The organism is Empedobacter sp. UBA7494 (genome assembly GCF_002478465.1).
GTDB lineage: Bacteria > Bacteroidota > Bacteroidia > Flavobacteriales > Weeksellaceae > Empedobacter > Empedobacter falsenii_B.
Genome location: NZ_DLOC01000099.1, coordinates 1 through 24,165, shown reverse-complemented (window position 1 = coordinate 24,165; position 24,165 = coordinate 1). Strand labels below are relative to the sequence as shown.

The window sequence follows — 24,165 nt, the reverse complement described above, 5'->3', positions numbered from 1 at the left end:
CAACTTTTGATACTGATCCATTTTTTGTTTTCCTTTCAGTTTTATGAAAATGAAAGGAAAACAACTTCAGAAAAACAAAAAACCCAACAGATTACTCTATTGGGTTTTCTTAGCGGAGAGTGAGGGATTCGAACCCCCGGAGGTGTGACCCTCAACAGTTTTCAAGACTGCCGCATTCGACCACTCTGCCAACTCTCCAATAACGCAGTCTACTGCGGTATTGCGAGTGCAAATATAGAACGCTTTTTCGTTTTTCCAAATTCTAAAAACAATTATTTTTAAAATAATTTTTAACAAAATGATTCTCAATAGAATATTTTTATTGTTTTTTTTGAAAAGAGTCGTTTATATCTTTGTTGTAATTAATTTTAGTCATGATTAGAAGAATTGAAGAAGTAGATTTTCCGAGATTGAGAGATATTTGGGTAAGTTCGGTTAGTAACACACACCATTTTTTAGCAAAAGAAGATTTTGAATATTATAAAGAAAATTTACCTAATTATTTTCCGCATGTAGCCTTATTTGGTTACGAAAGCGGAAATCAATTGGTAGGATTTGTAGGTGTTGCAGAGCAAAATCTTGAAATGTTATTTATTCACAATGATTTTCGAAGAAAGGGAGTAGGGAAGACTTTATTAGATTTTTCTATTCAGGAATTGAATGTGAAATCGGTTGATGTGAATGAACAAAATAAACAGGCCGCAGATTTTTATTTAAGCCAAGGTCTTAAGGTTACTTCTCGTTCTGAAAAAGATAACGAGGGAAAAGCTTATCCTATTTTGCATTTGAGTTTATAATTTCAGGAGAGTAGCTTAACTTTGTCGCATATTTTTTAGCCATGCTTTCATCAACAGAATTATCATCAACTCAAAAAAATCGCATTCGATTCGCTGTTTCGCTTTTCTTTTTTTCGCAAGGTTTAGCTTTTTCGTCTTGGGCAAGTCGTATTCCGACGATTAAATCAGATTTAGGAATTTCTGAAGGACAATTGGGAACATTATTGTTGTTAATGCCGATTGGACAGTTGTGTACAATGGCGCTTTCAGGAAAATTAGTCGCGAAATATGGAAGTAAAAATGTCTTACGAATTGTCGTTTTAATTTATCCTTTAATTCTTTGTTGTATAGGTTTGGCTCAAAATTTTTATCAATTAGGTGCTGTTTTATTTTTCTTTGGAGTAATCGGAAACATGTGCAATATTTCGGTGAATACGCAAGGAGTTGAGGTAGAGAAAATATATGGAAAATCGATTATGTCCTCTTTTCATGGTGCGTGGAGTATCGCTGGTTTTACAGGTGCTTTGATTGGTTTATTGATGATGAATTTGCATGTGAATACATTTTATCATTTTGTGATTATTTATGGCTTAATTATTTTGAGTTGGTTCATTAATAAAAAATATTTAGTCGATTCTACACCAGCTCCAGCGAAGGAAAAGAAATCTATTTTTTCAAAACCAGATACTGTTTTGGTTCAACTAGGAATTATAGGTTTTTTGAGCATGGCAACAGAAGGTGCGATGTTCGATTGGAGTGGTGTTTATTTCCAAGATATTGTAAAAGCGCCACAGAATTTAGTTGTCGTTGGTTATGCTTCGTTTATGGTGATGATGGCAACAGGACGTTTCGTTGGTGATTATTTTATCAGTAAATATGGAAAACAACGCGTGATGCAAATTAGTGGAATTTTGATGTTTTCTGGTTTGATGCTTTCAGTATTTTTTCCTCAATTTATTGTGTGTACAATTGCATTTATGATGGTTGGATTGGGTGTTGCGTGTAATGTGCCAACGGTTTATAGTGTAGCAGGAAAAAACAAAAATGTAAATCCAGGCGTTGCATTAGCAATGGTTTCGAGTATCTCTTTTTTAGGATTTTTGATGGGACCACCACTGATTGGTTATATTGCTGAAGCTTTTGATTTGAGATATTCTTATGCGTTATTTGCTTGCTTTGGATTGATTATGGTTTTTATGGTTGGTAGAATGAAAATCTTTAAAAACATTAATAACTAATTTATAGCTTTTCAAAAAAAAAGTAATGATTAACTTGTAAGAAGTATACATAATTATAAATTTGCCTTTTTAATTATTATGAAACAAATATGTTTCGAATTTTAGTAAACAATAAGTTTTTTAACGTAATCCTTTCAATATCGTACACATTAGCTATTATAGCATTATTGGTAATGTTTGGATTTGGATTTCCTGTTGAGTATAAACTTTATATAAACATTTTTTTTATCATTCTACTATCTGTCGGAATTTTAAGAACAATACTTAAATATGTTTATTTTAAAGAAAAAATTATTCCGCGAGTCATCATTTTTGATATAGTAAGTATACTATTTATTCTTTATTGCATTAAAATGCAAATAACCGATTATAGTTGGTTTTTTGTCAGCAAATATTTGCAATTTGCTATTGTTTTAAAATTAGTAAGAGAAATTGCTACACCTAACCTTAATTTCAAACGTTCTGTAATTACTCCTCCCCAATTATTTATTTTCAGTTTTTTTATTTTAGTTTTTGGAGGAGCTTGTTTACTTATGTTGCCAAAAGCAACATATCATCCAATTTCTTTTCTAGACGCACTATTTACAGCGACGAGCGCAGTTTGTGTAACAGGATTAACTTCTGTTGATACTTATATAACTTATACGCCTGTTGGTCATTTTATTTTAATGTTATTAATACAAGCAGGAGGTTTAGGTATTTTGACATTTGCTGGATATATTGCTTATTTTTTCAAAGGAAATAGTTCTTATGAGAATCAAATAGCATTAGGAAGTATTGCAAACAACGATTCTTTGAGTGAAGTTTTTTCTTTTGTAAAAAGGATTATCTATTTAACTTTTGGTATCGAATTCGTAGGAGCTGTATTAATTTATATTTCAATTGCACCTTATAATATTAGTATTGTTGACAAATTATTTTTTAGTATTTTTCATTCAGTTTCGGCTTTTTGTAATGCAGGTTTTTCTACATTGCCAAATGGATTAATGAACAAAGGTTTTGTTCACAATTATGGATTTCAATCTGTTCTAATCACATTGATATTCTTAGGAGGAATAGGTTTTCCTATCTTGATTAATATTCTACGTTATACAGATTATTTAATCAGAAAATTAATTTCAAAAATTCTCCATAATAAAAATAATCGTAAGAATTGGGTTTTTACATTAAGTTCTAAAGTTAATTTAATCACCTCATTAACAATACTAATTATTTCTACAATCATATTATTCTTCGAAGAATATTATTCTACATTAGGACAACATCAAGGTTTCGGAAAGTTTATTTCAGCTTTATTTATCGCCATAACGCCTCGTACAGCAGGTTTTAATAATATAGATTTTTCTCACTTACAATTCTCTTCCATACTTTTGGTTATTTTGTTAATGTGGATTGGTGCTTCACCAGCATCAACAGGAGGAGGAATTAAAACGAGTACTTTTGCAATTGCAATTCTTAATTTTATTAATATTGCACGCGGAAAAAATAAAATCGAAATTTACAAAAGAGAATTAAGCCCTATCAATGTACAAAAAGCTTTTGCTACAATGACCTTATCTTTTTTAGTCATTGGAACAGGAATATTTTTAATAACAAAATTTGATAATCATTTACATCTTATTGATGTTGCATTCGAAGCTTTTTCAGCTTATTCTACTGTTGGTTTATCATTAAATTTAACACCTACATTATCAGATCCAAGTAAAATTGTTGTCATTACAATGATGTTTATTGGTCGTGTTTCAATGATTACAATTTTGATGGCTTTTTTTAAGAAAACTGTTTCATCTAATTATCGTTATCCATCAGATGATATTTTAATTTAAAAGAAAATTATGAAAATAATAATTATAGGTTTAGGAAATTTCGGCGCGGCGCTTGGTAAGAAAATGGTAAAGCTTGGTCACGAAATTATCGGTGTTGACAATAATATTCAACGTGTTGAAGCTTTGAAAGATAAGTTATCCTATACCATTTGTTTAGATGCAACAGATGAATTATCAATTAATAAATTACCACTAAATAATACAGATATTGTAATTGTAAGTATTGGGGAAAATGAAGGTGCCAATATTATGGCTACTGCTATTTTTAAAAATAAAAATGTAAAACGTTTGATTAGTCGTTCTATCAATTCTTTACACGAAAATGTTTTGCAAGCAATTGGAGTTACAGAAATTATTCGACCCGAAGCTGAATCTGCAGAACGTTGGACAAAAAAACTAAATGTGAAAGGAGTTGTAGATTCTTTTGAATTAAACAAAGAGTTTAGCATTATAGAGGTTGTAACACCAAATGAATTGGTTGGAAAAACATTTGATGAAATCCAATTCAAAAAGCAACATAATATTTTGGTAATGACAATTATTAAAAACAAAGAAGAAGCTAGTTTTTTAGGTCAATATAAAATTGTTCCAGAAGTACAAGGTTTTCCTACATCAAATACAGTAATTACAAAAGATGATGTATTGGTAATCTATGGAGCAAATCAAGAAATTTATAAATTCTTAAAGAAATTTAATATTCAATAATCTTATTCTTAAACTCTAATACATGTGGTTTATGGAATTTTAAGTAAAAAATAATTCCCATAAAATAACAGACAACATCTAATATATCTGCTGTATAATTCGAAGAAAATTTTGGCATAATAAATTCTAATAAAAGACTCAAAACAAAAGCAGTAATTACCAAATAACTTGTTGGATAAACATAAACTTGATTGTTGTATTTAATTTTCGAAATGATATAACTTCCTAAGTGCGTCATAGCAGGTACCGCAAAAATATCAGTTAAATAATGGTTGAGATACTCAATTTCTATGGAATAAATTCGGGTAAGTTTGATAAAAATCCAACTCAGAATATAAAAACTAAAATAAGTATCAAACAATTTCATTTTTTAGACAACAACAAGTATTATTAACACACAAAAAGCCCCAAGAATCATCAAAAATAGGAAGAAAGCATCGTCTATTAATTTTTGAGAGGCACTTCGTTTATCTTTTTTTTCTTTCATATGCTAACTTTGTGACAAAAGTATTTAATTCATCTCGAATTGCATAAGATGAATGTCATTGTAAAGTATTTAAAATTGGATAGATTGAATCTTTAAAATATTTTCATAACTTTAAAACAGTAAATGATTGATAATGAAAATACTTTTATTCTTTCTTTTTCCAATTGCTCTTTTTGCGCAAGAAGTTGCTCAGAATGATAATTTAAAAAATAAATTGTTGATGAATTTTGCTCAACAATCTGGCTATTTTGATTTTAAGTATTCGCAAGATTTATCGCTTGAAAAGAATAATGAATTGATGGAAGATTATTTTAAAAATTATTCAAATAAACAACAAGATGTTTCTCCTTTAAAGCCAGTTGAGAAAAGAATTCCTTATGAATATGATGATTCAAAAACATACGGACAAAACTTAATAAGAAGTGTTGTGCATGAGATATTTTTTAGTAAACCACTGAAATTAGGGAAATAAAAAAAGCCCAATCCTTGAATTGAGCTTTAAAATACTATAAAAATATATAAAAATTCTGAGCTTAGAATTTTATATCCTCTGTTGTTGCGATTAAATCTTGAATTGTTTCGCGACGACGAATTAAATAATCCTTATCGTCAATTAACAAGACCTCCGCAGGTTTGAAACGCGAATTGTAGTTCGAAGCCATCGAGAAACAATATGCTCCAGCATTGTGGAAACACAACACATCTCCTTCGCTAATTTCATTTATTTTACGATTCGATCCAAACGTATCTGTTTCACAAATATATCCCACAACTGTGTAATAACGGCTACGACCTTCTGGATTCGAAATATTTTCAATTTCGTGATGAGCACTATAAAACATCGGACGAATTAAATGGTTGAAACCTGTATCAATTCCAGCAAAAACAGTAGAAGTTGTTTGTTTCACAACATTTACAGTTGCTAAGAAAGATCCTGCTTCAGAAACCATATATTTTCCTGGCTCGAACATTAATGTCAAAGGTTTTCCGTACGCTTTTTCGAACTCGTTGAAACGAGCTGATAAACGTTCTCCTAAATATTCAATATCTGTTTCGTCTGCGCCTGGATAGTAAGGAACTTTAAATCCTGATCCAAAATCGATGTAAGATAAATTCTTGAATTCTGCTGCAACTTCAAATAAAATTTCAGCACCTTGTAAGAAAACATCAATATCTAAAATATCAGAACCTGTATGCATGTGAACACCATCCAAATGTAAACCTGTATTTTCTACAACACGTTTGATATGTGGTAATTGGTGAATAGAAATTCCGAATTTTGAATCAATATGTCCAACCGAAATATTTGCATTTCCACCTGCCATAATATGTGGATTAATACGCACACAAACTGGATATTTAGGAAAATCTTGACCAAATGTTTCTAAAACAGAAAGGTTATCGATATTGATGCGAACACCTAAATCAATTGCTTTTTTAATTTCAGCATACGAAACACCATTTGGTGTATAAATGATTTCTTTAGGCTTGAAACCCGCCATTAATCCCAATTCTACTTCTTGAATAGAAACTGTATCCAATCCTGAACCAAGTGATTTGAAATACTTTAAAAGATTAAGATTCGTGTTCGCCTTACATGCATAATTTAACTTTAAACGTTTGACTGTAGAAAATGCATTTGTCATCTTTTCATATTGCGATTTAATTTTGTTCGCATCATACACATACAGCGGCGCACCATATTTTTGCACCAATTCCAATAGACGTTCTCTATTCAGTTCCATTTTGTTTATTTTTTTGTTTAAAGTTAAATTTCAGTTGCCAAAATTACGGAATACAAATGGTTTTATGAATAAAATTCAGAATAAACTTGTTATAAATCAATAATTTCGAATATTATTTAAAAATTTGAAAAATATTTCGAATATTATTCGCGAATGAATGTTTTAATCCCTCCACCATTCTTTAAAGTGAAAGACAGAATCGTTCAAATTTAGTGGTTCACCAATCATAGGCGTCAAAATATCGTGCTTATTTTGCTTACCATTCTCTATAATTTTTTCCAAAGGTTCATCCCAAGCATGTTTTGCCAAAGCAAATTTTGCAGCATGAACAGGAATAATATGTTTTGCTTTCAAATCATTGATAATTGCAGGCAAATCTGTTGGTAAAGCATGAATATATTTCCACGCATCATTATATTGACCATTTTCGAGAATCGCAAAATCAAACGGACCATATTTTTCTCCAATTTCTTTGAAATGCGTATCATAACCGCTATCACCACCTAAAAATATTTTTTGCGTAGGCGTTTCCAATACATAAGAAGTCCAAAGTGTTGTGTTTCGTTTAAATTTTCGACCAGAAAAATGACGAGCAGGTGTAAAAGTAATTTTTAAGTTATTTTTTAAAGTTAGGCTTGTGTTCCATTCTTCTTCGATTAATTGATCGGGCGAATAATTCCACTTCTCGAAATGTGCGCCAACTCCAAGCGGAATGATCACTTTATCCACTTTTGAACGTAATTCTTTCACCGTTTCATAATCCAAGTGATCGTAATGATCGTGTGAAATAACCAAATAATCAATCTTTGGGAAATCTTTTGCGTGATACGTATTTGCTCCTTTAAACGCTTTATTGAAAATTGGTAAAGGTGAACCATAATCACTAAAAACAGGATCGATTAGGAAATTAACACCATCCAATTGAATATAATAAGACGAATGTCCCAACCAAATAAATACATTATCATTTTTATCAATTGATATAATATCTGTCTGAATATGCGGAATAGAATCTTTAGGATTAAGTTTTGGATTTTTCGCACCAAAGAAAAAGTCCCACATCACTTTTTTAGTATCAAAACCTTCTGCAAATGCAGGCGTGTGATGAATATTTTGAAATTGTCCATTTTTATACAACTTCGATTGTTTCATTCGTTCCAATCGTTTTCCAGTTGCTTCAGCACCAAAAGTATTCATTTGTAGAACCGCGAAAGTTGCAATTACAAGAATTACAATCAAACTTAATAGGAAGTAAAGCATTCGTTTAAAAACTTTTCGTTTATTGATTTTTTTCATTAATGATCAAATGTATAAAATTCTTGGATTGCTTTTGAAATAATATATCTTAAGTAAACTGTAACATTTGTAACTTTCATTTTAATTTTGATTTACCAACTTTGTACACGTTTTAGAAAAAATATAAAATGGAATTTATCTTACAACCTTGGCCATGGTATATTGGCGGACCAATAATTGCGATTGTAATGCTTTTATTGATTTATTTCGGAAAAAGTTTTGGATTTTCATCAAACTTCAGAACGATTTGTTCTGCTTTGGGAGGAGGAAAATCATGTGATTTTTTCTCGTTTGATTGGAAATCTCAAAAATGGAATTTATTATTCTTAGTCGGTGCAATAATAGGAGGTTTTGTTTCGGTACATTTTTTATCAGATAATCAAATTCCTGAAATTTCAGAAGCTACAATTGCAAAATTGAATGCAATGGGATTTGAAAGTGCAGGAAAAGCATATTCTTCAACCGAAATTTTCGAAACGATGTCTGTAAAAAATATAGCTTTATTATTTGTTGGTGGATTATTAATTGGTTTTGGAACGCGCTATGCAGGAGGTTGTACATCTGGACATGCGATTTCGGGTTTAAGTGATTTGCAATTACCTTCATTTATCGCTGTTATCGGCTTTTTTATCGGTGGACTTTTGATGGTTCACGTTTTGTTTCCTTTAATTTTTTAATCTCATGAGAAGTTTAGTTTATATCATATTAGGCGTTATCTTTGGTGTAACCATGTACAAGGCAGAAACAGCCTCTTGGTTTCGTATTTTCGAAATGTTCAATTTTCAATCTTTCCACATGTATGGATTTATCGGTTCGGCTTTGGTTGTAGGTTTGATTGGCATACAATGGATGAAAAAGAAAGAAGCAAAAGATATCGATGGTGAAAAAATTGTGATTCAACCCAAAACAAAATCAATTGCTCGTTATTTGATCGGAGGAATTTTCTTCGGATTAGGTTGGGCGTTAGTTGGCGCTTGTCCTGGACCAATATTTGTGTTGTTAGGGGCAGGAGTTTATCCAATTTTAATTACAATTGTAGGTGCATTAATCGGTACTTTTCTTTACGGAAAAATTAGAAACAAAATCCCACATTAAACATGATAAAAGAGAAAATAGAAGCAACTTATCCATATCAATTTGAAGAAGAATTATTGAATGAAATTGATGAATTAGGATCTTTGATAGAATTTAAAGTGAATGATGTAATGATTGATTTAAACCAATTTATCAAAGGAATGCCAATTCTTTTGAGTGGTGCAATCAAGATTATGCGCGAAGATTTTGACGAAGGAGAATTGTTGTTGTATTTTCTCGAAAAAGGTGATACATGTGCTATGACGATGGCGTGTTGTTTGGGTGATAAACAAAGTAAAATACGTGCTGTTGCCGAAACTGATGGAGAACTGGTGATGATTCCGATTGTAAAAATGGACGAATGGTTGGCAAAATATCCTTCGTGGAGACGTTTTATTTTTGATAGTTACAATAATAGAATGGAGGAAATGTTGGTAGCGATTGACAATTTAGCTTTTAATGATATGAACGAACGTTTGAAAAAATATCTGTTGGATGTCGCAAGTATCAATAAAGGTAAAGTTGTGTTAAAAACGCATCAAGAAATTGCTTATGAGCTCAATACTTCTCGTGTTGTTATTTCTCGTTTATTAAAAGCTTTAGAAAAGGAAGCTTTTCTTCAATTAAACCGAAACGAAATCACGATTAAGTAAGAAATTATTTAAAAAAATATAAAAAGGAAGCTCATTGTTAAGCTTACTTTTTTTTGTTGAAACAATTTATAGTAGAAAAATTTTCTAAAAATAATCTTATTGTAACAAATGTTACAATCTATTTTGATACGGTCAATTACTTTTGTTTTTGTATTTCATAAAACAAATGATTGCCCGTATAGTTTATTTTGGATTGTTGCTATTTAATTTTTTCCTTTTGCAGAGTCGTCTGTGGCGTTACTTTTAGGAGTTGGTTATCGTTTAATTTTTCAGAATGAATTTTGGGAAATCTCAAAGCGATATTCAAAGAAATTATTGAATATTGCAATCATTGGTTTAGGGTTAGGTTTGAATCTTCACGAGGCAGTTTCGGTAAGTAAAGATGGATTTTTTCTCACTTTTATTTCTGTGTTAAGTTTTTTTACATTAGGATTTGTATTCTACCGGTTATTAAAAATCAACAAGAATACATCGTTGCTGATTACTTCCGGAACTGCTATTTGTGGAAGAAGCGCTATAGCTACAATTTCTTCAGTTTTACAACCAAAAGCCAATCAAATTACCATTGCCATGTCAGTTGTGTTTGTGTTGAATGTGATTGCGTTAATGATTTTTCCGTTAATTGGACATTATTTTCAGTTATCGCAATATCAATTTGGTTTGTGGTCGGCAATTGCAATTCACGATACAAGTGCTGTTGTCGGTGCAGCTAAACAATACGGTGAACAAGCTTTGGAAGTCGCAACAACTGTAAATTTGAGCCGAACATTATGGATTTTTCCGTTGGCTTTATTAATTGGTTATTTCAACAAAAAAGAGAACTCTTCTTACAAATTTCCTTATTTCATTATTGGTTTTATTGCAACAATGCTTATCGCTACTTATTTTCCTCAAGGCGAAAAAGTCTATCATATTTTACAAGGAATTTCGAAACAATTAATGGTTGTTGCTTTATTTATGATTGGCTCGTTGATTAACTTACAATCCATCAAACAAGCAGGTTTTAAAACCTTATCATACGGAATATTACTTTGGATTTTTATTTCCATTTGATCTTTGGTTTTGGTTTTAAATTATTTTTAAAATCTCTATCCTCTCTATTTTTAGGTTTGTAACATTGGTTACTGTCGATTGTTTTTTAGTAACTTAACTTTGATTCAACAAATTAAAAAAGGTTAAACCATAAAAATATTATCATATGTTTTTTCAACACATTTTTGAAAAGTCATTGGCGCATTCAAGTTACCTTGTAGGTTGTCAAGCAAAAGGAGAAGCAATTGTAATCGATCCAAAAAGAGATATTGATACATACTTAAAAATAGCAGAAGAAAATAAGCTGAAAATTACGCATATTGCCGAAACACATATTCATGCTGATTATCTTTCTGGTAGCCAAGAGTTAGCTTATGTAACAGGTGCGAAGATGTATTTGTCTGATGAAGGCGGAGAAGATTGGCAATACGATTTTGAACATATCGGATTAAAAAATGGGGATAAAATAAAAGTTGGAAATCTAATTTTTGAGGTGATGCATACACCAGGTCACACGCCAGAAAGTATTAGTCTTTTGTTGACGGATAAACCTGCGACGAAAGAACCAGTTATGATTTTTACTGGAGATTTTGTTTTTGTAGGAGATATTGGTCGTCCAGATTTATTAGAAGAAGCTGCTGGATTAATTGGTACTAAAGAAGTAGGAGCAAAGCAGATGTTTAAATCGTTGAAAAAATTTCAAGCATTACCAGATTATCTACAAGTTTGGCCAGCACATGGAGCAGGTTCTGCTTGCGGAAAAGCTTTGGGAGCTGTAGCAAGTACGACGGTTGGTTATGAGAAAATCAGAAATTGGGCGTTGCAATTTGATTCGAATGAAAAAGGATTTGTTGATTATTTATTGGCAGATCAACCCGAAGCGCCAGCTTATTTTGCAATGATGAAAAAGTTGAATAAAACAAAACGTCCTTTGTTGATCGAAGTTCCGAAGTGGGCAAAATTAACGTACATCGAATTTGAAAAAGCAAAAGATTTTGGAATGAAAGTGATTGATGCGCGTATCAAAACAGATTTTTCCCAATTGCATATTCCAGGAACGCTTAATATTCAAAACAATAAAACGTTCAATACATGGATGGGGTGGATGGTAAATTATCAAGAGCCAATTGTGTTGATTGTAGAAGAGGATGAAGTAGAAGAAATGACACGAAAATTGATGCGAATTGGTTTGGATAATATTTACGGCTACATTAAACCAACAGATTTATTTAACAATTTAAGTTCTTTACAATCTTCTATTTTAATCGACGCAGATACAATGGAAAATTACATTGGAAATGAAGAGGTTCAGATTTTAGATGTTAGAGGTGAAACAGAATTTAAAGAAGGTCATATCGAAGAAGCGAAGCATATTTTTGTCGGTTATTTACCAAAAAGATACAATGAATTAGATCCAACTAAAAAAATTGTCTTGCATTGTCAAGCTGGAGATAGGGCAACGATTGCGCAAAGTTTTTTGGAATCGAAAGGTTTTGATGTTGAAAACTATAGTGGAGGAATTGCTGATTGGAAATTGAATCAAAAACCATTCGTGAAATAATATGTTTTTTCAAAATATTTTAAAAATGTTGACATCAAATTCGAATGTAGAAGTAGAGCTAGTACTACTCAAGCAGTAACAATTTTAAATAAAAATGACAGTAGTTGCACTTGATTCTAAGATGAATTATCAAGCAACTACTGTCAAATTATTTTCTTACTCTTACTTTTTCTTCATGTATTTTTTTGGATTTTTTTTGAATTCAACTTTACAACTTTTACTACAAAAACCATAAATTTTCTTTTGATAAATTGCGGTATCTGTTAAGAATTGTGCGGTATTCATTCCACAAATAGGATCTTTCTCGTTTACAACTTTTACTTTTAGTTTTTGTTGAGCAAAAATTGAAAAAGAGATGATGAAGAATGTTAATGTTACTATTTTTTTCATTGTTATTTGTTTTTAGATTGAAATAAATTGTAATTAAAAAAGAAACCTATTCTGTTTTTTACTTCGATTTCTCCCGAATTTAAATCAGAAAGTATGGGTTGAAAATATTCTATACCAAAATTAAACTTTTGAGCAGCTGCTTCTAATCCTAATTTCGCAAATTGAGCTTTTCCCTTAGATTTTGGAATCGTCTCCCCAAATTGTTCATTTTTATAATAAAGTTCGTTTTGAAAACCGACTTTTCCAAGTATTTTTAATTCATTGTTAATGAAAAGATGTTGTAATTGAATTAATTGATTCCATTGATCTCCAAATTTGTATTTCTTCTTATTCTCTCCTTTCAAGTTGTAGTCTGTTACTAATTGTAAAGTCGAATTCTTAAAAGCTAATTGGTAATTTATTGCAAACTGAGTATCCCAACTTCCTGTACCTAATTGAAAACTTGGATTGGTTGTTTCAGCATTTGCTTGATTAAATTTTGCGATTGGAATTTTTAAACCTATTGCAGTACTTAATCCATGTTTTAGCTCGTTAGAACTTGTATTTGATTGAATGACTTTAACTATTCCCATCATATTTAAATCTCCAATACCAGAAATAGAAGAAGAGTTTTTACCTTCTTTATTATGAAAATGGTAAGGAATACTAGCATTGATGTCAATTCTATTATTTATTGGAATTCTTGCCCATAATTGAATGGTATTGAATTGTTGCTTTTGCGTTCTTTTATTAGAAAAAGCATCTTCTTTAGCTTTATAAGATTGATGTAGATAACGAATACCAACGAAATTTGAATTTATAAGATTTTCAATTCCATTTGATGTTGAAGTTGCTGAACAACCGCAAGCATCACATTCTAATTCTAAATCATATAAATGAGAGATTACAATAGAATCATTTTCTGTATGAGCAAATAATGAAATGGGTATAAATAATATAACGAAAAATAAATTGATATATAATTTCATTTGAATAGATTTAAAATTCTGCATAAGCAGGGTTGTTAATAAATGAGTAATCTGTTAATGTATTTAGAAAAGAGATAATTGCCTTTTTTTCTTCTTCTGTCATAGGAATTCCAATTCGATTATTTTGTTTGAGTTGAGAATCCAAATTTTTATCATTTTGTATGCCTTCTGAATAAAAATTCAAAACAGCTTCTAAACTATAGAATCGTCCATCGTGCATATAAGGTTTGGTCATTTCAATATTTCTTAAACTTGGAACTCTAAACTTCATAAAGTCAGTCGAATCTAATGTAACACGATATAAACCTCCATCTTTGTATTGTTTATTATAATACATTCCTGTATTTCGAAAAGACTCATCTGTAAAAAGTGTTCCTTTATGACAGCTTGAACATTTCTGTTGAAAAAGTTGTAAACCTTTTTTTTCGGTTTCGGTTAAATTTGTCTCTTTCCTTAAATACTGATCATATTTAGAATCTTTTGATACAACTGAAGCCATAAACTGTCCTAATGCGCTGAGAATACGATTTGCATCGATTTTATCATCTCCGAAAGCATTTTTAAACATTTTTCGATAAGAAGAATCTGATGATAATTTCTTAATGATTTCGGGAAAAGTAGTATCCATCTCTTCTTCAGCTGTAATAGGAGAAATTGGTTGTTGAGCTAAATCATGAATAACGCCATCCCACATAAATCGATTTAGAAATGCCAAATTTTGAATAGGAGGAGCATTTCGAATTCCTAATCGATCATCAATTCCATGACTAACAGGATGTCCGTGGTGAGTAAAGGCATTTTCTTGAATATGGCAAAAAGCACATGAAATAGTATTATTTCTAGATAATCGACCTTCATAAAATAGTTTTTTTCCTAACTCAACTCCATTTTTAGTTAACGGATATTTATCTGTATCAAATGTTATTTTAGGAAAATAAGAAGGAATTTCTACATGATAAGGTTCATCAACGATTTGTCCATAATCAATATCATCATCGTTACAACTTAACAAGATGAATAAACTGAATATAATTGTTATTATTTTATTCATTGTTTGTGGAATTATGCGGTGTTTTACAAACACCGCTATAAACTTTATTGATTTTTTTCGTCGTTATGTACATGATCAACTCGAAACATATTTTGTATGTTTTCTGTTACAAATTGTGCAAAGTTGGAAGATCCCATAATATTATTGTTCGATTCATCTAATGTCAATTTATGGTTACCACTTAAATAGGTATTCAAATTTGCCATAATATGAATAGATGGCTTAATCTTAGAAGTTACTCGTGCAGATGTAGGTAAATCTAATGTTACTTCTTTATATAAATCTTGAACATTATTTTTGTTAATATCTCCCATATTTCCTGTGTGAGTTAAGAAGAAAGTATCAGTAGTAGTTTTGCCATAAAAACCTTCTATTTTAAAGAAAACATAACCAGCAGCCCAAGCCCAAGTCATTCCATTTTTCTTTGCTTTTTCCCAAAAAGTAGCTTGCCCAGTCTGTCCTAATAAATAAGCTTTCTGAGATACACCAAGTCCGAAACGTATTTTTGTATATTTATTTTGAGGGATATTATCCAAATTTAAATAAACGACATTAGCTATAGCAGAATCTTGATTAATAACAAAAGCGCCTTTGTCTGGATCGTTTTTATGATAATCAAATTCATTCCCTTTTTCGTCAATTAATGTGATGTTAGAAATAATATATTTTAATGTTGTTAATTTATGTTTTTGTCCGTTTGATGAGGTTTGCGTTGTTTGATCTAGAACAATTCCTCCCAAATTATCAAATCCATTTTCAAACTTTAATTGAATTTTACCTGTTTCAGTTGATTTAATTTCAGAGAAATCATCTTCGTTGTTGCAGGAAGTAAATAAAGTAAGTAATGCGATAAATGATAAGTTTAAAAAATATTTGATTGTTTTCATTGTAATAATTGTTTAATTTTTTTGAATAAAAATGCTGTTGGAAAACAATTATTGTTCTCCAATACTGAATATTTGTTCTATTAATTAAACAATTGGAGGTTTTAGATATTTAAAAACCCAATCGATAGAATAGGATGATTGCCAAAAGAATCGATGTTTTATTTTTATAATAAAATCTTGAATAAATGGAATATCTAAGCATTCGAAATGTATATAAATTTCTGCAAATCGAATATTTTTTACTAAAACCGAATCAGATTCTTGTTCCGTTTCTTTTAGTTGCTTCGATAAATAACATTTTCCATTACATTGCATTTCTGGTCGCTCTTTATTGATACAATATTCATCAATAATCTTCTCCTGAGTACTAATGAATACAGTAAAAGGAATTAATGATCGAAAACCAATTAAAAGCACGAACAATGCAATCAATAAACAATTGAAACTTTTGACAAATCTTATATGAAATGTCAACTTGATTAAATGTTAATGAGATAATAATTTGATAAATATGGGCTATTTATCAAATAGGAGGCTGAAGTTGTTGATCTAATTGATATTGAGTTTCGAAAGCTAATTCGAAAGTCGATATTTTTTCAATAGATTTTGTAAAGGTAGATGTATTAATTTCGAAGGTAGGTTGATAGATAAAATAATCAATTGTGCGTAAAGAAACTTGAATTTTATTGTCATCATTTTGTTCATCAGTAACAGTCTTGGAAATCTGTTCTTTCAGATAACAAACGCCATTACACAATAATTCTGGACGCTCTATATTAACACAATATTCTTTAGAAATCTTATCATAATTCACTAAATAGTCAATAACTGGTAGCAATGGTCTACAAGTTATTAGAACAACAGTTAGTATGAAAAGGTAAGATTTCAATTCCTTAAAATTTTTATAAAATTAGACAGTTTTTATTTATTTTGAAAATGAAGATTATCAGTTTTTTCAGAACTTGGATTCAAGTTCCTTTTTATTGAAATGATATTAATGAAATAATCTTAAAAGGTTTATATTTTTTAGATTGAGAAAGATATCGTAACTTTGAATTAATCATTTTAGGATCAATTTATGGCAAATTTTATCGACATCTATAGAAGAAACAACCAATCGTGGTTGTTTTTGTCGTTGGCATATTTGCATGATGATACTTTCTTAAGAAGCTCGAAAGAGTTTATCAACTAATCCCTGTTACGACTCGAGACAGGGAACCTTCTATTTTTTTTCAATTTTCAATTATTTTCAATTTTCTGTAAGGAGATTTGTATCAAATTTTAGCGAATTTTATTTTCGGTCATTTGATATTTGAGTCTTAGGAAATCTTCTTCGAATGATTGAAAGTTTAACTAAGAATTTATCAAAATGACAACAAATATTATTTTAACAACAGGATTATACGATTTAATTAAAGACCATTTAAGAAGAAAAAAAGTAACAGCAGAACAAGAAAATATCTTGACAAAAGAATTGCGTCATGCAGAGCAAATTTTGAGAAGAGATTTGGCGGATAATATTGTGACTGTTGGGAAAAAAGTAACAATAAAAGAATTAAATTCAAATCAAGAATATCAATTAAATTTTGTTAGCCCAGAAAAAGCAAAACCGAAAAAGAATCGCCATTCTATTTTAATGGACGAAGGTTTAGCAACAATTGGTTATAAAATTGGCGATGTAATTGAATGGCCAGCAAATGATGGTACAAAAAAATATGAAATTCTGAATGTAGAAGTAGTTTCATAATTTGTCCAAAAGCATAATAAAAAACCGAGCTTTTGCTCGGTTTTTTATTGGTATATTTTCTGAAAAAATATTTTAAACATCTAAATGTGAAGCAGTAATTTTCTGACCATAAAAAATTGTCGTATTTGCTTCAAAACTTTTCGCATCATCTGTCGTATAAAATGTAAGATGTCCATTTTTTGAACATTGTGTTTCTACTTCTGGATGGCGATGTAAATAGTCAGTTAATTTATTCGCGACCAATTCTCCTTGCGAAAGAATTGTTACATTTTCTGGTACATATTGCGAAATAACAGGAAGAAGAAGCGGATAATGTGTACAAGCCAATACAACTGTATCGATTTCGGATGATTGATCAAATAAGCGTTGAATATCTTTTTCTACAATATCGTGCGCAGCTTTGCTATCAATTTCATTATTCTCAACCAAAGGAACCCAAAGTGGACAAGCCAATTGAAAAACATCAATTGTTGAATGAAATTTGTTCATCTCAATTTTATACGATTCGGACAAAACAGTTCCTTGTGTAGCTAAAATTCCGACTTTGTTGTTCTTTGTGTATTCATTTATCGATTCTGTTGTTGGGCGTATAACACCCAAAACTCTTTTGCCTTCGGGTAAATCATTTTGCTGAATTGTTCGTAAAGCCTTTGCAGAAGCTGTATTGCAAGCAAGTATAACCAAGTTGCATCCCAAATCAAACAATTTAAAAACGCATTCTTTGGTGTATTCATAAACTGTCTCAAACGAGCGAATTCCATAAGGGCAACGAGCATTATCACCTAAATAGATATAATCGTATTGCGGAAGTTTTTTCTGTATTTCTTTGAAAACGGTTAATCCTCCATAACCAGAGTCAAAAACACCAATTGGTCCTTGCATATTCGCTTATATTTGAAGCACAAATTTACAAAATGTATTAAGATGTTAGCGTAATAATTTGGTATGAAAATTTACATATAATTAATAGAAATAATAAATTTTATAATCTATTCAACAATTGTTTGAATAAAATTATTTTCTTTTCTGCTTCCGTTTTTTATTTCGCCAAATTATAAAACCTGTAATAGGTAAACTTGCCACAATTATTGAAGAAGTAAAGGCTAATGTTTTACCAAATAAACCTAATATTTGTCCTGTATGGATATCGTACATTGAGTTTGCAAACTTTTTACCATTTGATAAATTCTCATTCATTAATTGAGAAACCTGAAATTGTTCCGAATCAAATTGATATTCGTCAACCGCATAATAGCGCAAACTTTTATGATACGATCTTACGGCTAAAGGATTTTTATCAGGAACTGGTAAATAAATCCAATACATAGAAGCTGTTGGACTATTTTTTAAACTATAAGCATATGCAGAATCAACAATAGTGTAATTGTCTTCTAACATTTTTTTAGGCTGATAGACATATCCTTTTTCTTCATTTGGAAATGATTTTCCAAGATTAACGATTTGCATATATGAATTGCGAAGAGGTTTGAAACTAAATGTAATACCTGATAAAGCGACAATAAATGCAATACTAAAAGCATAAAATCCCAGTACATTATGCAAATCATAATTTATACGTTTCCATTTTGCTTTGTATTTTATCGTTAACCCATTTTTAGCTTGTTTTCTCTTTTTGGGCCACCAAAGAATTAAACCGCTTATCATAATCATGATAAAAATAACAGTTGAAAAACCAATTATATTTTTTCCGATATCACCCAATAAAAGATTCATATGAATGTATTGTATCACCAAGAAAAAATCTTGTTTCATATTTTCTTGATGTAAAATTTTCCCTGAATATGGATTAATATACACAAAGTAAGATTCTTTTTTATCATCCATCGTCATCACAACCGTTGATCGATCTTTATCCATATACATCACTCGAAGCACAACATGTTTAGGATTTTTGTCTTGTACTTTATGGATAATTTCACTTGGTTTTATGAATGGTTGATGAACAATCTCGACTTTTCTATAATCAAAAAGAGCATCTTTTATTTCATCTTGAAAACAAAATATAGCTCCTGTTATTGCCACAATACAAACAATAATACCTGTAAATAACCCAAACCATTTGTGAAAGAAGAGAAAATATTTTTTCATTAATAAAGATTAATTTAGAATAAATAAAAATTATATTTGCAGCAAATATAATTTATTTAAAAACACACTATGAAAAAAAATATCATCTGTTTAACAATTTTATTGGGGAGTGCCTCGCTGTTATATGCCCAAACGAATGATAGTATATCCACAGATTTGAATGATGTTGTGGTAGTTGCTTCAAGAAAACCTACTAAAATATCTGATTTGGCAGGAACTGTTTGGGTGATCAATCAAGAACAAATTGCACAACAAGCTAAAAATGGTGTTCCATTAAAAGAAGCTTTAGCGATTATGATTCCAGGGATGGATGTTGGTTCGCAAGGAAGATCAAATTATGGTCAAAATATGCGTGGACGTTCAATGCTGGTGATGATAGATGGAGTTTCTTTAAACAGTATCCGTAACATAAGTCGTCAATTGGATGCAATAGATCCATTTAATATCGAAAGAGTTGAGGTTTTATCTGGTGCAAGCGCAATTTATGGCGGAAATGCGACAGGTGGTATTGTCAACATTGTGACGAAAAAAGCACTAAAAAATGGAATTAGTGGCGAAACAGAACTTGGTTTACGTACAGGTTTTTCAGGAAGTGATGATCACGATTGGCGCGTTGCTCAATCTATTGGTTACAAAAATGATAAATTTACGGGACGTTTGGCTGTTGCATTTCAACAAAATGGCGGAGCTTATGATGCAGATGGAGATCAAATATTTGCAGATATTTCGCAATTAGATTTACAATATAATCAATCTATTGATGTGTTGGCAACAGCAGGTTATAAATTCAATCCGAATCATCAAATCAATGGATCTGTGCAATATTATCGTTCCAAATATAGTGGAGATCGTAGTCTATATTTAGGTGAAAACATTAGTGTTTTAACCAAAGGAGATGCTTCTGTTTTGGAGATGCGTGATGGTTTTGATACGGATAAAAATCCAGGAACAGAGCGTGTAATGGGAACATTGAGTTATAATGGAACTAATATTTTAGGAGGGCAAGATGTGTATGTTCAATTTGCTTCTCGTGTTGAGAAATTAGGATTTTATCCATTCCCAGGTAATTTAACGTTGCCTTCTGGGACAAGTCCTTATATGTCGGCTTCTCAACAGGATACGTATTATTCGGGTCTAAAAGCTGTTTTGGTCAAAGATTGGGGAAAATTGAAATTAACATACGGTGCAGATGTTGATTTTGAAAAGTTTGAAGGTCAACAAAATGTATTTGATTCTCAGAAGTCATTATCAAGTGGAGGAATGATTAATCACACTGTTTTAACGATTGATCGTTATCCAACTAATCATTCTTCAAGTTTTGCTGGATATGCGCAAGCTGAATATAATATTTTACCCCAATTGAAAGTTTCAGGAGGAATTCGTTACCAAGATATTTCGATTAAGTTAGATGATTTTATTGGTTCTACTCAACAATTGCAAATCGCTAATGGTTATGGAAACAGTGCCGATAATATTCCAGGCGGAAAAAGTAGCTATAATATGACGATGCTAAATGCTGGTTTGTTATATAAAATTAATGAATTGAACCAAATTTGGACAACTTATTCACAAGGAGTTTCATTAGCTGATCCATCAAAATTTTATGGATATGGAAATTATAAATTTAATTCTGCAACCAATAATTGGGATTTAAGTTCGAGTGTGAATGTAAAAGATTCTCCTCTTTCTGGTGTGAAAACAGGACAATTTGAACTTGGTTATCGTTTCAGAACAAATAATGGATTTAAAGGACAAATCTCTGGATTTATCAGTAATTCCGACAAAAATATTGCTTTAAAACGTGATGGACTAAATCTTTGGGTAGAAGTGGTTGATCAAAAATTAAGAAATATTGGCGTAGAAGCAGAGGTTTCTTATACGAACGGAGGATTTTATGTTGGAGCAAATACATTGCTAATCAAATCTGAAGTGGAGAAAAATGGTGATTGGCAAAAACAAGATGTTTCAACTTCTGGACCTTCTAAATTTACAGCTTATGCAGGTTATGGATTTGATAATTGGAATTTTAGATTTCAAACTTTGCAAAGTTTCAAATACACAGATGGTTTGGAAAATGTGATCGATTCATACAATACATCAGATTTAATGGTTGCTTACAAATTACCTTTTGGTAAAATTAATTTAGGTGTTCAGAATATTTTTAATAGCGATTACCAAACAATTTGGAGTGCAAAATCACAAGTTTTGTATAGTGCATATAAAGTTCCAGAATTGTTTTATTACGCTGGACGTGGAAGAACTTTTAATCTAAGTTTTACATACAATTTTTAATTTATGAAAGCGAATCATTTGATTCGCTTTTTTATTTTAAGGGAATTAAACACCGAACTAAAAAATAAGATTAATGATTGCAGGAATGATTCGAAAGCCAATAAAGCAAAAAATCGTAGAATAGAATTGGTAAGGGCTTTTTCTTAATTTTTAAAGAATAGCTTTTTTTAATTTATTTTCTATAGAGGTTCTATAATTTTTACCAATTATTAATTTTATTCGATTTATCTAAAATCTCTTGAATTAACTTATTAAAATGATTCTCTAAACCAGTTACTGCGTCAGGATAATCGACTTCATTCTTTTTATTATAGATAGAATTTTTGTTTTTGCTTGTTGGATTCAATACAAGATAATAATAATCTCCTATGCTCGAATTCCACTTTCTTGCTTCAAAAGAAGGTCGATTAATTCGAATTTTATCATCTTTAAAGAGAATTGTAATCGAATAAGATAAGTCATATTCAATCTTTGACTTTCCTATTTGCATATAATTCATTTTTTGTTTTACAGTTAAAGCTTCTTGCTCATATCCATTTATTGTTATGCTTTCATTTTCGGCTAAACTCAATACTTTCTTTGGATCTTTGTACATACTCGATAAGGCTGACAACACAATTCTGTATAACTCATTTTTTTTGGTATTTGGTTTATCAATTACGATATAATCAGTTTTATCTTTAGATGAAACAAATCCATTTGATGTTAAAGTAAAATATTGCGCATAGCTAAATTGCGATAAACAAATAATTGTAAATAAAGTATATAAGATTTTCATATTTCATTCGTTTAAATACTAATTTAAGAAAAATGTCTCATTTTTGGAATGAATACTTAAAAATCAATGTGTTAAAGTTTATGAATATTGTTTACATAAAATATTTTTACTTCTTGTAAATAGAGGTGATTTAGCTATGTCATTCATCCTTCAAACTTCGTCAATCCATTTGTATAAATCGATTTCAGAAGAGATGTCAAAGGTTTTTCTTAATCTACTTTTTCTTGTTTGCACAGTTCTTATTGCAAGGTTGTTGTATTCTGTAATATCTTTTGTTGTAAAACCTAATTTGAGTAAAGAACAAAATTTGAATTCGTCCGGAGTAATTTCAGGATTAAGGGATAAAAGATTGGTATAGAAATTCGGAAAAACTAACTTAAATTTAGGGATATAAGCTATATCGTCTTTTACAGCTAGTTTTACGACTTCTTCTATCGCATAAATTTGAGTATCAGTTCTAAGTTTTCGCTTTAGTTCAATAATCATTTTTTCGCTTCGCATGGTTTGTTTGTATAAACGTGCTACTCTAAAATGTTTTGATAGAATAAAATATACGAAGCAAATAATTCCTATGAATGTTTCAATAAATGTAAAAATTCTTTGATTTCGTGTAAATGTTTTATGTTCGGAATCTTCGTTTGTAAAAATCCTAAAATCATAATAATGACTTATTATAAATAATATCAACGCAATAGTATAAATGATAATGTTTAATTTAACCGTATCTTTTTCGTTGAATATAAATAATGAAGCAATCAGAATTACAAAATAATACATTGACAGGTCGTTTCCAAATCCCTTTGTGGTGGAAAAAAAGAAAATAACAAAAAGTAAGAAGATGAGGTTAAGTAGCCAAGCTATAGGTTTAAACCAAATTTTAGTGAAGAAAAACACAATCATATAAATTGTTCCAATACCTATTAAGGCACTAAAGTAAATGGTATGGCCAAAGAATAAATCACGAATTCCATTTACATAAAACACGATACCTAAAGCGAAAGAAAATAAATTCATTTTTTGCGCTTATATAAGTTCTAATTCGTCTATTTGGGAGTGGATATGTCGATTTAAAATAAAATTCCAACTTTTCTTTATCATCATTCTGCAAAGATAATTATTTGTGAAGTTATGCAAAGTGTTGTAAATTAGTGATATAATAATAAAATACGTAATAAGTAAACTTTTTCTAAGAAGAAGTAACTTCTACCATTCTTATTCCTAAAATTTTAAGAAACATGTTAGAAAGACTTTAAAGTAAGTGTAATTTCTAATTAAGTTACAAATAAAATAGATAAAATATTTTAAATTAATATTACGTATGTATAAATATTGTTTTAATATAGCGTGATTATAAAAATATTTTATTCCAATTTGCTATAGAGTTTCTACTGATTTTAAAATGCTTTGCTAATTGAACATCATTTAAACAATGCTTTTTCTGAAAATTTAAAATTTCAATGATATCTGATTTTAAATAAGCATAATGTTTTCGGTCAATTTCAGATTTGTAACCAAATATTTTATTATTCAAACCCGTAGTGCATTTAGGT

General features: G+C 30.1%; 25 protein-coding genes, 1 tRNA gene and 1 pseudogene. 12 read left to right on the top strand and 15 right to left on the bottom strand.

The window, feature by feature from the left end; genetic code table 11:
- Positions 1 to 113: 113 nt before the first annotated feature.
- A tRNA-Ser gene (locus B4E95_RS11960) sits at positions 114 to 198 on the bottom strand.
- Positions 199 to 374: 176 nt separating this feature from the next.
- Here B4E95_RS11960 and B4E95_RS11955 point away from each other — a divergent pair.
- The 4 genes from B4E95_RS11955 (at position 375) to B4E95_RS11940 (ending at position 4,545) form a co-directional block, all read left to right on the top strand.
- Positions 375 to 797, top strand: coding sequence for a GNAT family N-acetyltransferase (locus tag B4E95_RS11955; protein ID WP_291091703.1), 423 nt, complete (start codon positions 375 to 377; stop codon positions 795 to 797).
- Positions 798 to 838: 41 nt separating this feature from the next.
- Positions 839 to 2,014, top strand: coding sequence for an MFS transporter (locus B4E95_RS11950; RefSeq protein WP_291062821.1), 1,176 nt, complete (start codon positions 839 to 841; stop codon positions 2,012 to 2,014).
- A gap of 353 nt (positions 2,015 to 2,367) precedes the next feature.
- Positions 2,368 to 3,840, top strand: a complete 1,473-nt coding sequence (locus B4E95_RS11945) for a TrkH family potassium uptake protein (protein WP_291062819.1) — start codon at positions 2,368 to 2,370, stop codon at positions 3,838 to 3,840.
- 9 nt (positions 3,841 to 3,849) lie between these two features.
- Entirely contained in the window at positions 3,850 to 4,545 is a 696-nt protein-coding gene (locus tag B4E95_RS11940) for a potassium channel family protein (RefSeq protein ID WP_135836030.1), read from the top strand.
- On the opposite strand, the gene B4E95_RS11935 is transcribed toward B4E95_RS11940, so the two are convergent.
- A complete protein-coding gene (locus B4E95_RS11935) occupies positions 4,532 to 4,912 on the bottom strand; it encodes a hypothetical protein (RefSeq protein WP_180906033.1) in 381 nt (126 codons plus the stop codon). The two genes, B4E95_RS11940 and B4E95_RS11935, sit on opposite strands and share 14 nt — an antisense overlap.
- 253 nt (positions 4,913 to 5,165) lie before the next feature.
- Between B4E95_RS11935 and B4E95_RS11930 the strand changes: the two genes are divergently transcribed.
- On the top strand, positions 5,166 to 5,504 hold the full coding sequence (locus B4E95_RS11930) for a hypothetical protein (protein WP_291062817.1): 339 nt from the start codon (positions 5,166 to 5,168) through the stop codon (positions 5,502 to 5,504).
- A gap of 61 nt (positions 5,505 to 5,565) precedes the next feature.
- On the opposite strand, the gene lysA is transcribed toward B4E95_RS11930, so the two are convergent.
- Both lysA and B4E95_RS11920 read right to left on the bottom strand, forming a co-directional pair.
- A complete protein-coding gene (gene lysA, locus B4E95_RS11925; protein ID WP_286495417.1) occupies positions 5,566 to 6,777 on the bottom strand; it encodes a diaminopimelate decarboxylase in 1,212 nt (403 codons plus the stop codon).
- A 162-nt stretch (positions 6,778 to 6,939) separates the two neighbouring features.
- A complete protein-coding gene (locus tag B4E95_RS11920) occupies positions 6,940 to 8,073 on the bottom strand; it encodes an MBL fold metallo-hydrolase (RefSeq protein WP_291062815.1) in 1,134 nt (377 codons plus the stop codon).
- 128 nt (positions 8,074 to 8,201) lie between these two features.
- Here B4E95_RS11920 and B4E95_RS11915 point away from each other — a divergent pair, with 128 nt between their 5' ends.
- The 5 genes from B4E95_RS11915 to B4E95_RS11895 all read left to right on the top strand — a co-directional run bounded on the left by B4E95_RS11915 (position 8,202) and on the right by B4E95_RS11895 (position 12,393).
- Positions 8,202 to 8,750, top strand: a complete 549-nt coding sequence (locus tag B4E95_RS11915) for a YeeE/YedE family protein (protein ID WP_291091701.1) — start codon at positions 8,202 to 8,204, stop codon at positions 8,748 to 8,750.
- Between the two features lie 4 nt (positions 8,751 to 8,754).
- Positions 8,755 to 9,168: a YeeE/YedE family protein gene (locus B4E95_RS11910; RefSeq protein ID WP_135836085.1), complete on the top strand. Its 414-nt coding sequence runs from the start codon at positions 8,755 to 8,757 to the stop codon at positions 9,166 to 9,168.
- A 2-nt stretch (positions 9,169 to 9,170) separates the two neighbouring features.
- Positions 9,171 to 9,800, top strand: a complete 630-nt coding sequence (locus B4E95_RS11905; protein WP_291062812.1) for a Crp/Fnr family transcriptional regulator — start codon at positions 9,171 to 9,173, stop codon at positions 9,798 to 9,800.
- Between the two features lie 231 nt (positions 9,801 to 10,031).
- On the top strand, positions 10,032 to 10,853 hold the full coding sequence (locus tag B4E95_RS11900; RefSeq protein ID WP_291062810.1) for a YeiH family protein: 822 nt from the start codon (positions 10,032 to 10,034) through the stop codon (positions 10,851 to 10,853).
- 145 nt (positions 10,854 to 10,998) lie between these two features.
- Entirely contained in the window at positions 10,999 to 12,393 is a 1,395-nt protein-coding gene (locus tag B4E95_RS11895) for an MBL fold metallo-hydrolase (protein WP_291062808.1), read from the top strand.
- A gap of 162 nt (positions 12,394 to 12,555) precedes the next feature.
- On the opposite strand, the gene B4E95_RS11890 is transcribed toward B4E95_RS11895, so the two are convergent.
- From B4E95_RS11890 to B4E95_RS11865, 6 genes are all read right to left on the bottom strand, one after another.
- Entirely contained in the window at positions 12,556 to 12,783 is a 228-nt protein-coding gene (locus B4E95_RS11890) for a YHS domain-containing protein (RefSeq protein WP_114999320.1), read from the bottom strand.
- A gap of 2 nt (positions 12,784 to 12,785) precedes the next feature.
- Entirely contained in the window at positions 12,786 to 13,751 is a 966-nt protein-coding gene (locus tag B4E95_RS11885) for a hypothetical protein (RefSeq protein WP_291091699.1), read from the bottom strand.
- Between the two features lie 10 nt (positions 13,752 to 13,761).
- On the bottom strand, positions 13,762 to 14,802 hold the full coding sequence (locus B4E95_RS11880; protein ID WP_291062804.1) for a cytochrome-c peroxidase: 1,041 nt from the start codon (positions 14,800 to 14,802) through the stop codon (positions 13,762 to 13,764).
- A 44-nt stretch (positions 14,803 to 14,846) separates the two neighbouring features.
- Positions 14,847 to 15,689, bottom strand: coding sequence for an MbnP family protein (locus B4E95_RS11875; protein WP_291091697.1), 843 nt, complete (start codon positions 15,687 to 15,689; stop codon positions 14,847 to 14,849).
- Positions 15,690 to 15,773: 84 nt separating this feature from the next.
- Positions 15,774 to 16,121 (bottom strand): hypothetical protein, encoded by a 348-nt coding sequence (locus B4E95_RS11870; protein ID WP_286475099.1) that lies wholly within the window; start codon positions 16,119 to 16,121, stop codon positions 15,774 to 15,776.
- A gap of 91 nt (positions 16,122 to 16,212) precedes the next feature.
- Positions 16,213 to 16,527 (bottom strand): hypothetical protein, encoded by a 315-nt coding sequence (locus B4E95_RS11865; RefSeq protein ID WP_286475097.1) that lies wholly within the window; start codon positions 16,525 to 16,527, stop codon positions 16,213 to 16,215.
- Positions 16,528 to 17,058: 531 nt separating this feature from the next.
- Between B4E95_RS11865 and B4E95_RS11860 the strand changes: the two genes are divergently transcribed.
- Positions 17,059 to 17,436: a GreA/GreB family elongation factor gene (locus tag B4E95_RS11860; protein WP_291062798.1), complete on the top strand. Its 378-nt coding sequence runs from the start codon at positions 17,059 to 17,061 to the stop codon at positions 17,434 to 17,436.
- A 72-nt stretch (positions 17,437 to 17,508) separates the two neighbouring features.
- On the opposite strand, the gene murI is transcribed toward B4E95_RS11860, so the two are convergent.
- Both murI and B4E95_RS11850 read right to left on the bottom strand, forming a co-directional pair.
- On the bottom strand, positions 17,509 to 18,318 hold the full coding sequence (murI, locus tag B4E95_RS11855; RefSeq protein ID WP_286495430.1) for a glutamate racemase: 810 nt from the start codon (positions 18,316 to 18,318) through the stop codon (positions 17,509 to 17,511).
- Positions 18,319 to 18,450: 132 nt separating this feature from the next.
- Positions 18,451 to 19,545, bottom strand: a complete 1,095-nt coding sequence (locus B4E95_RS11850) for a PepSY-associated TM helix domain-containing protein (protein ID WP_286495431.1) — start codon at positions 19,543 to 19,545, stop codon at positions 18,451 to 18,453.
- 69 nt (positions 19,546 to 19,614) lie between these two features.
- Here B4E95_RS11850 and B4E95_RS11845 point away from each other — a divergent pair, with 69 nt between their 5' ends.
- A complete protein-coding gene (locus B4E95_RS11845; RefSeq protein WP_291091694.1) occupies positions 19,615 to 21,837 on the top strand; it encodes a TonB-dependent receptor in 2,223 nt (740 codons plus the stop codon).
- Positions 21,838 to 22,036: 199 nt separating this feature from the next.
- On the opposite strand, the gene B4E95_RS11840 is transcribed toward B4E95_RS11845, so the two are convergent.
- From B4E95_RS11840 to B4E95_RS11830, 3 genes and pseudogenes are all read right to left on the bottom strand, one after another.
- Positions 22,037 to 22,615, bottom strand: coding sequence for a hypothetical protein (locus tag B4E95_RS11840; RefSeq protein ID WP_219034531.1), 579 nt, complete (start codon positions 22,613 to 22,615; stop codon positions 22,037 to 22,039).
- A 150-nt stretch (positions 22,616 to 22,765) separates the two neighbouring features.
- Positions 22,766 to 23,629: a helix-turn-helix transcriptional regulator gene (locus B4E95_RS11835; RefSeq protein WP_291091691.1), complete on the bottom strand. Its 864-nt coding sequence runs from the start codon at positions 23,627 to 23,629 to the stop codon at positions 22,766 to 22,768.
- 334 nt (positions 23,630 to 23,963) lie between these two features.
- Positions 23,964 to 24,165 (bottom strand): annotated as a pseudogene (locus tag B4E95_RS11830) (helix-turn-helix domain-containing protein); the annotation flags it as partial.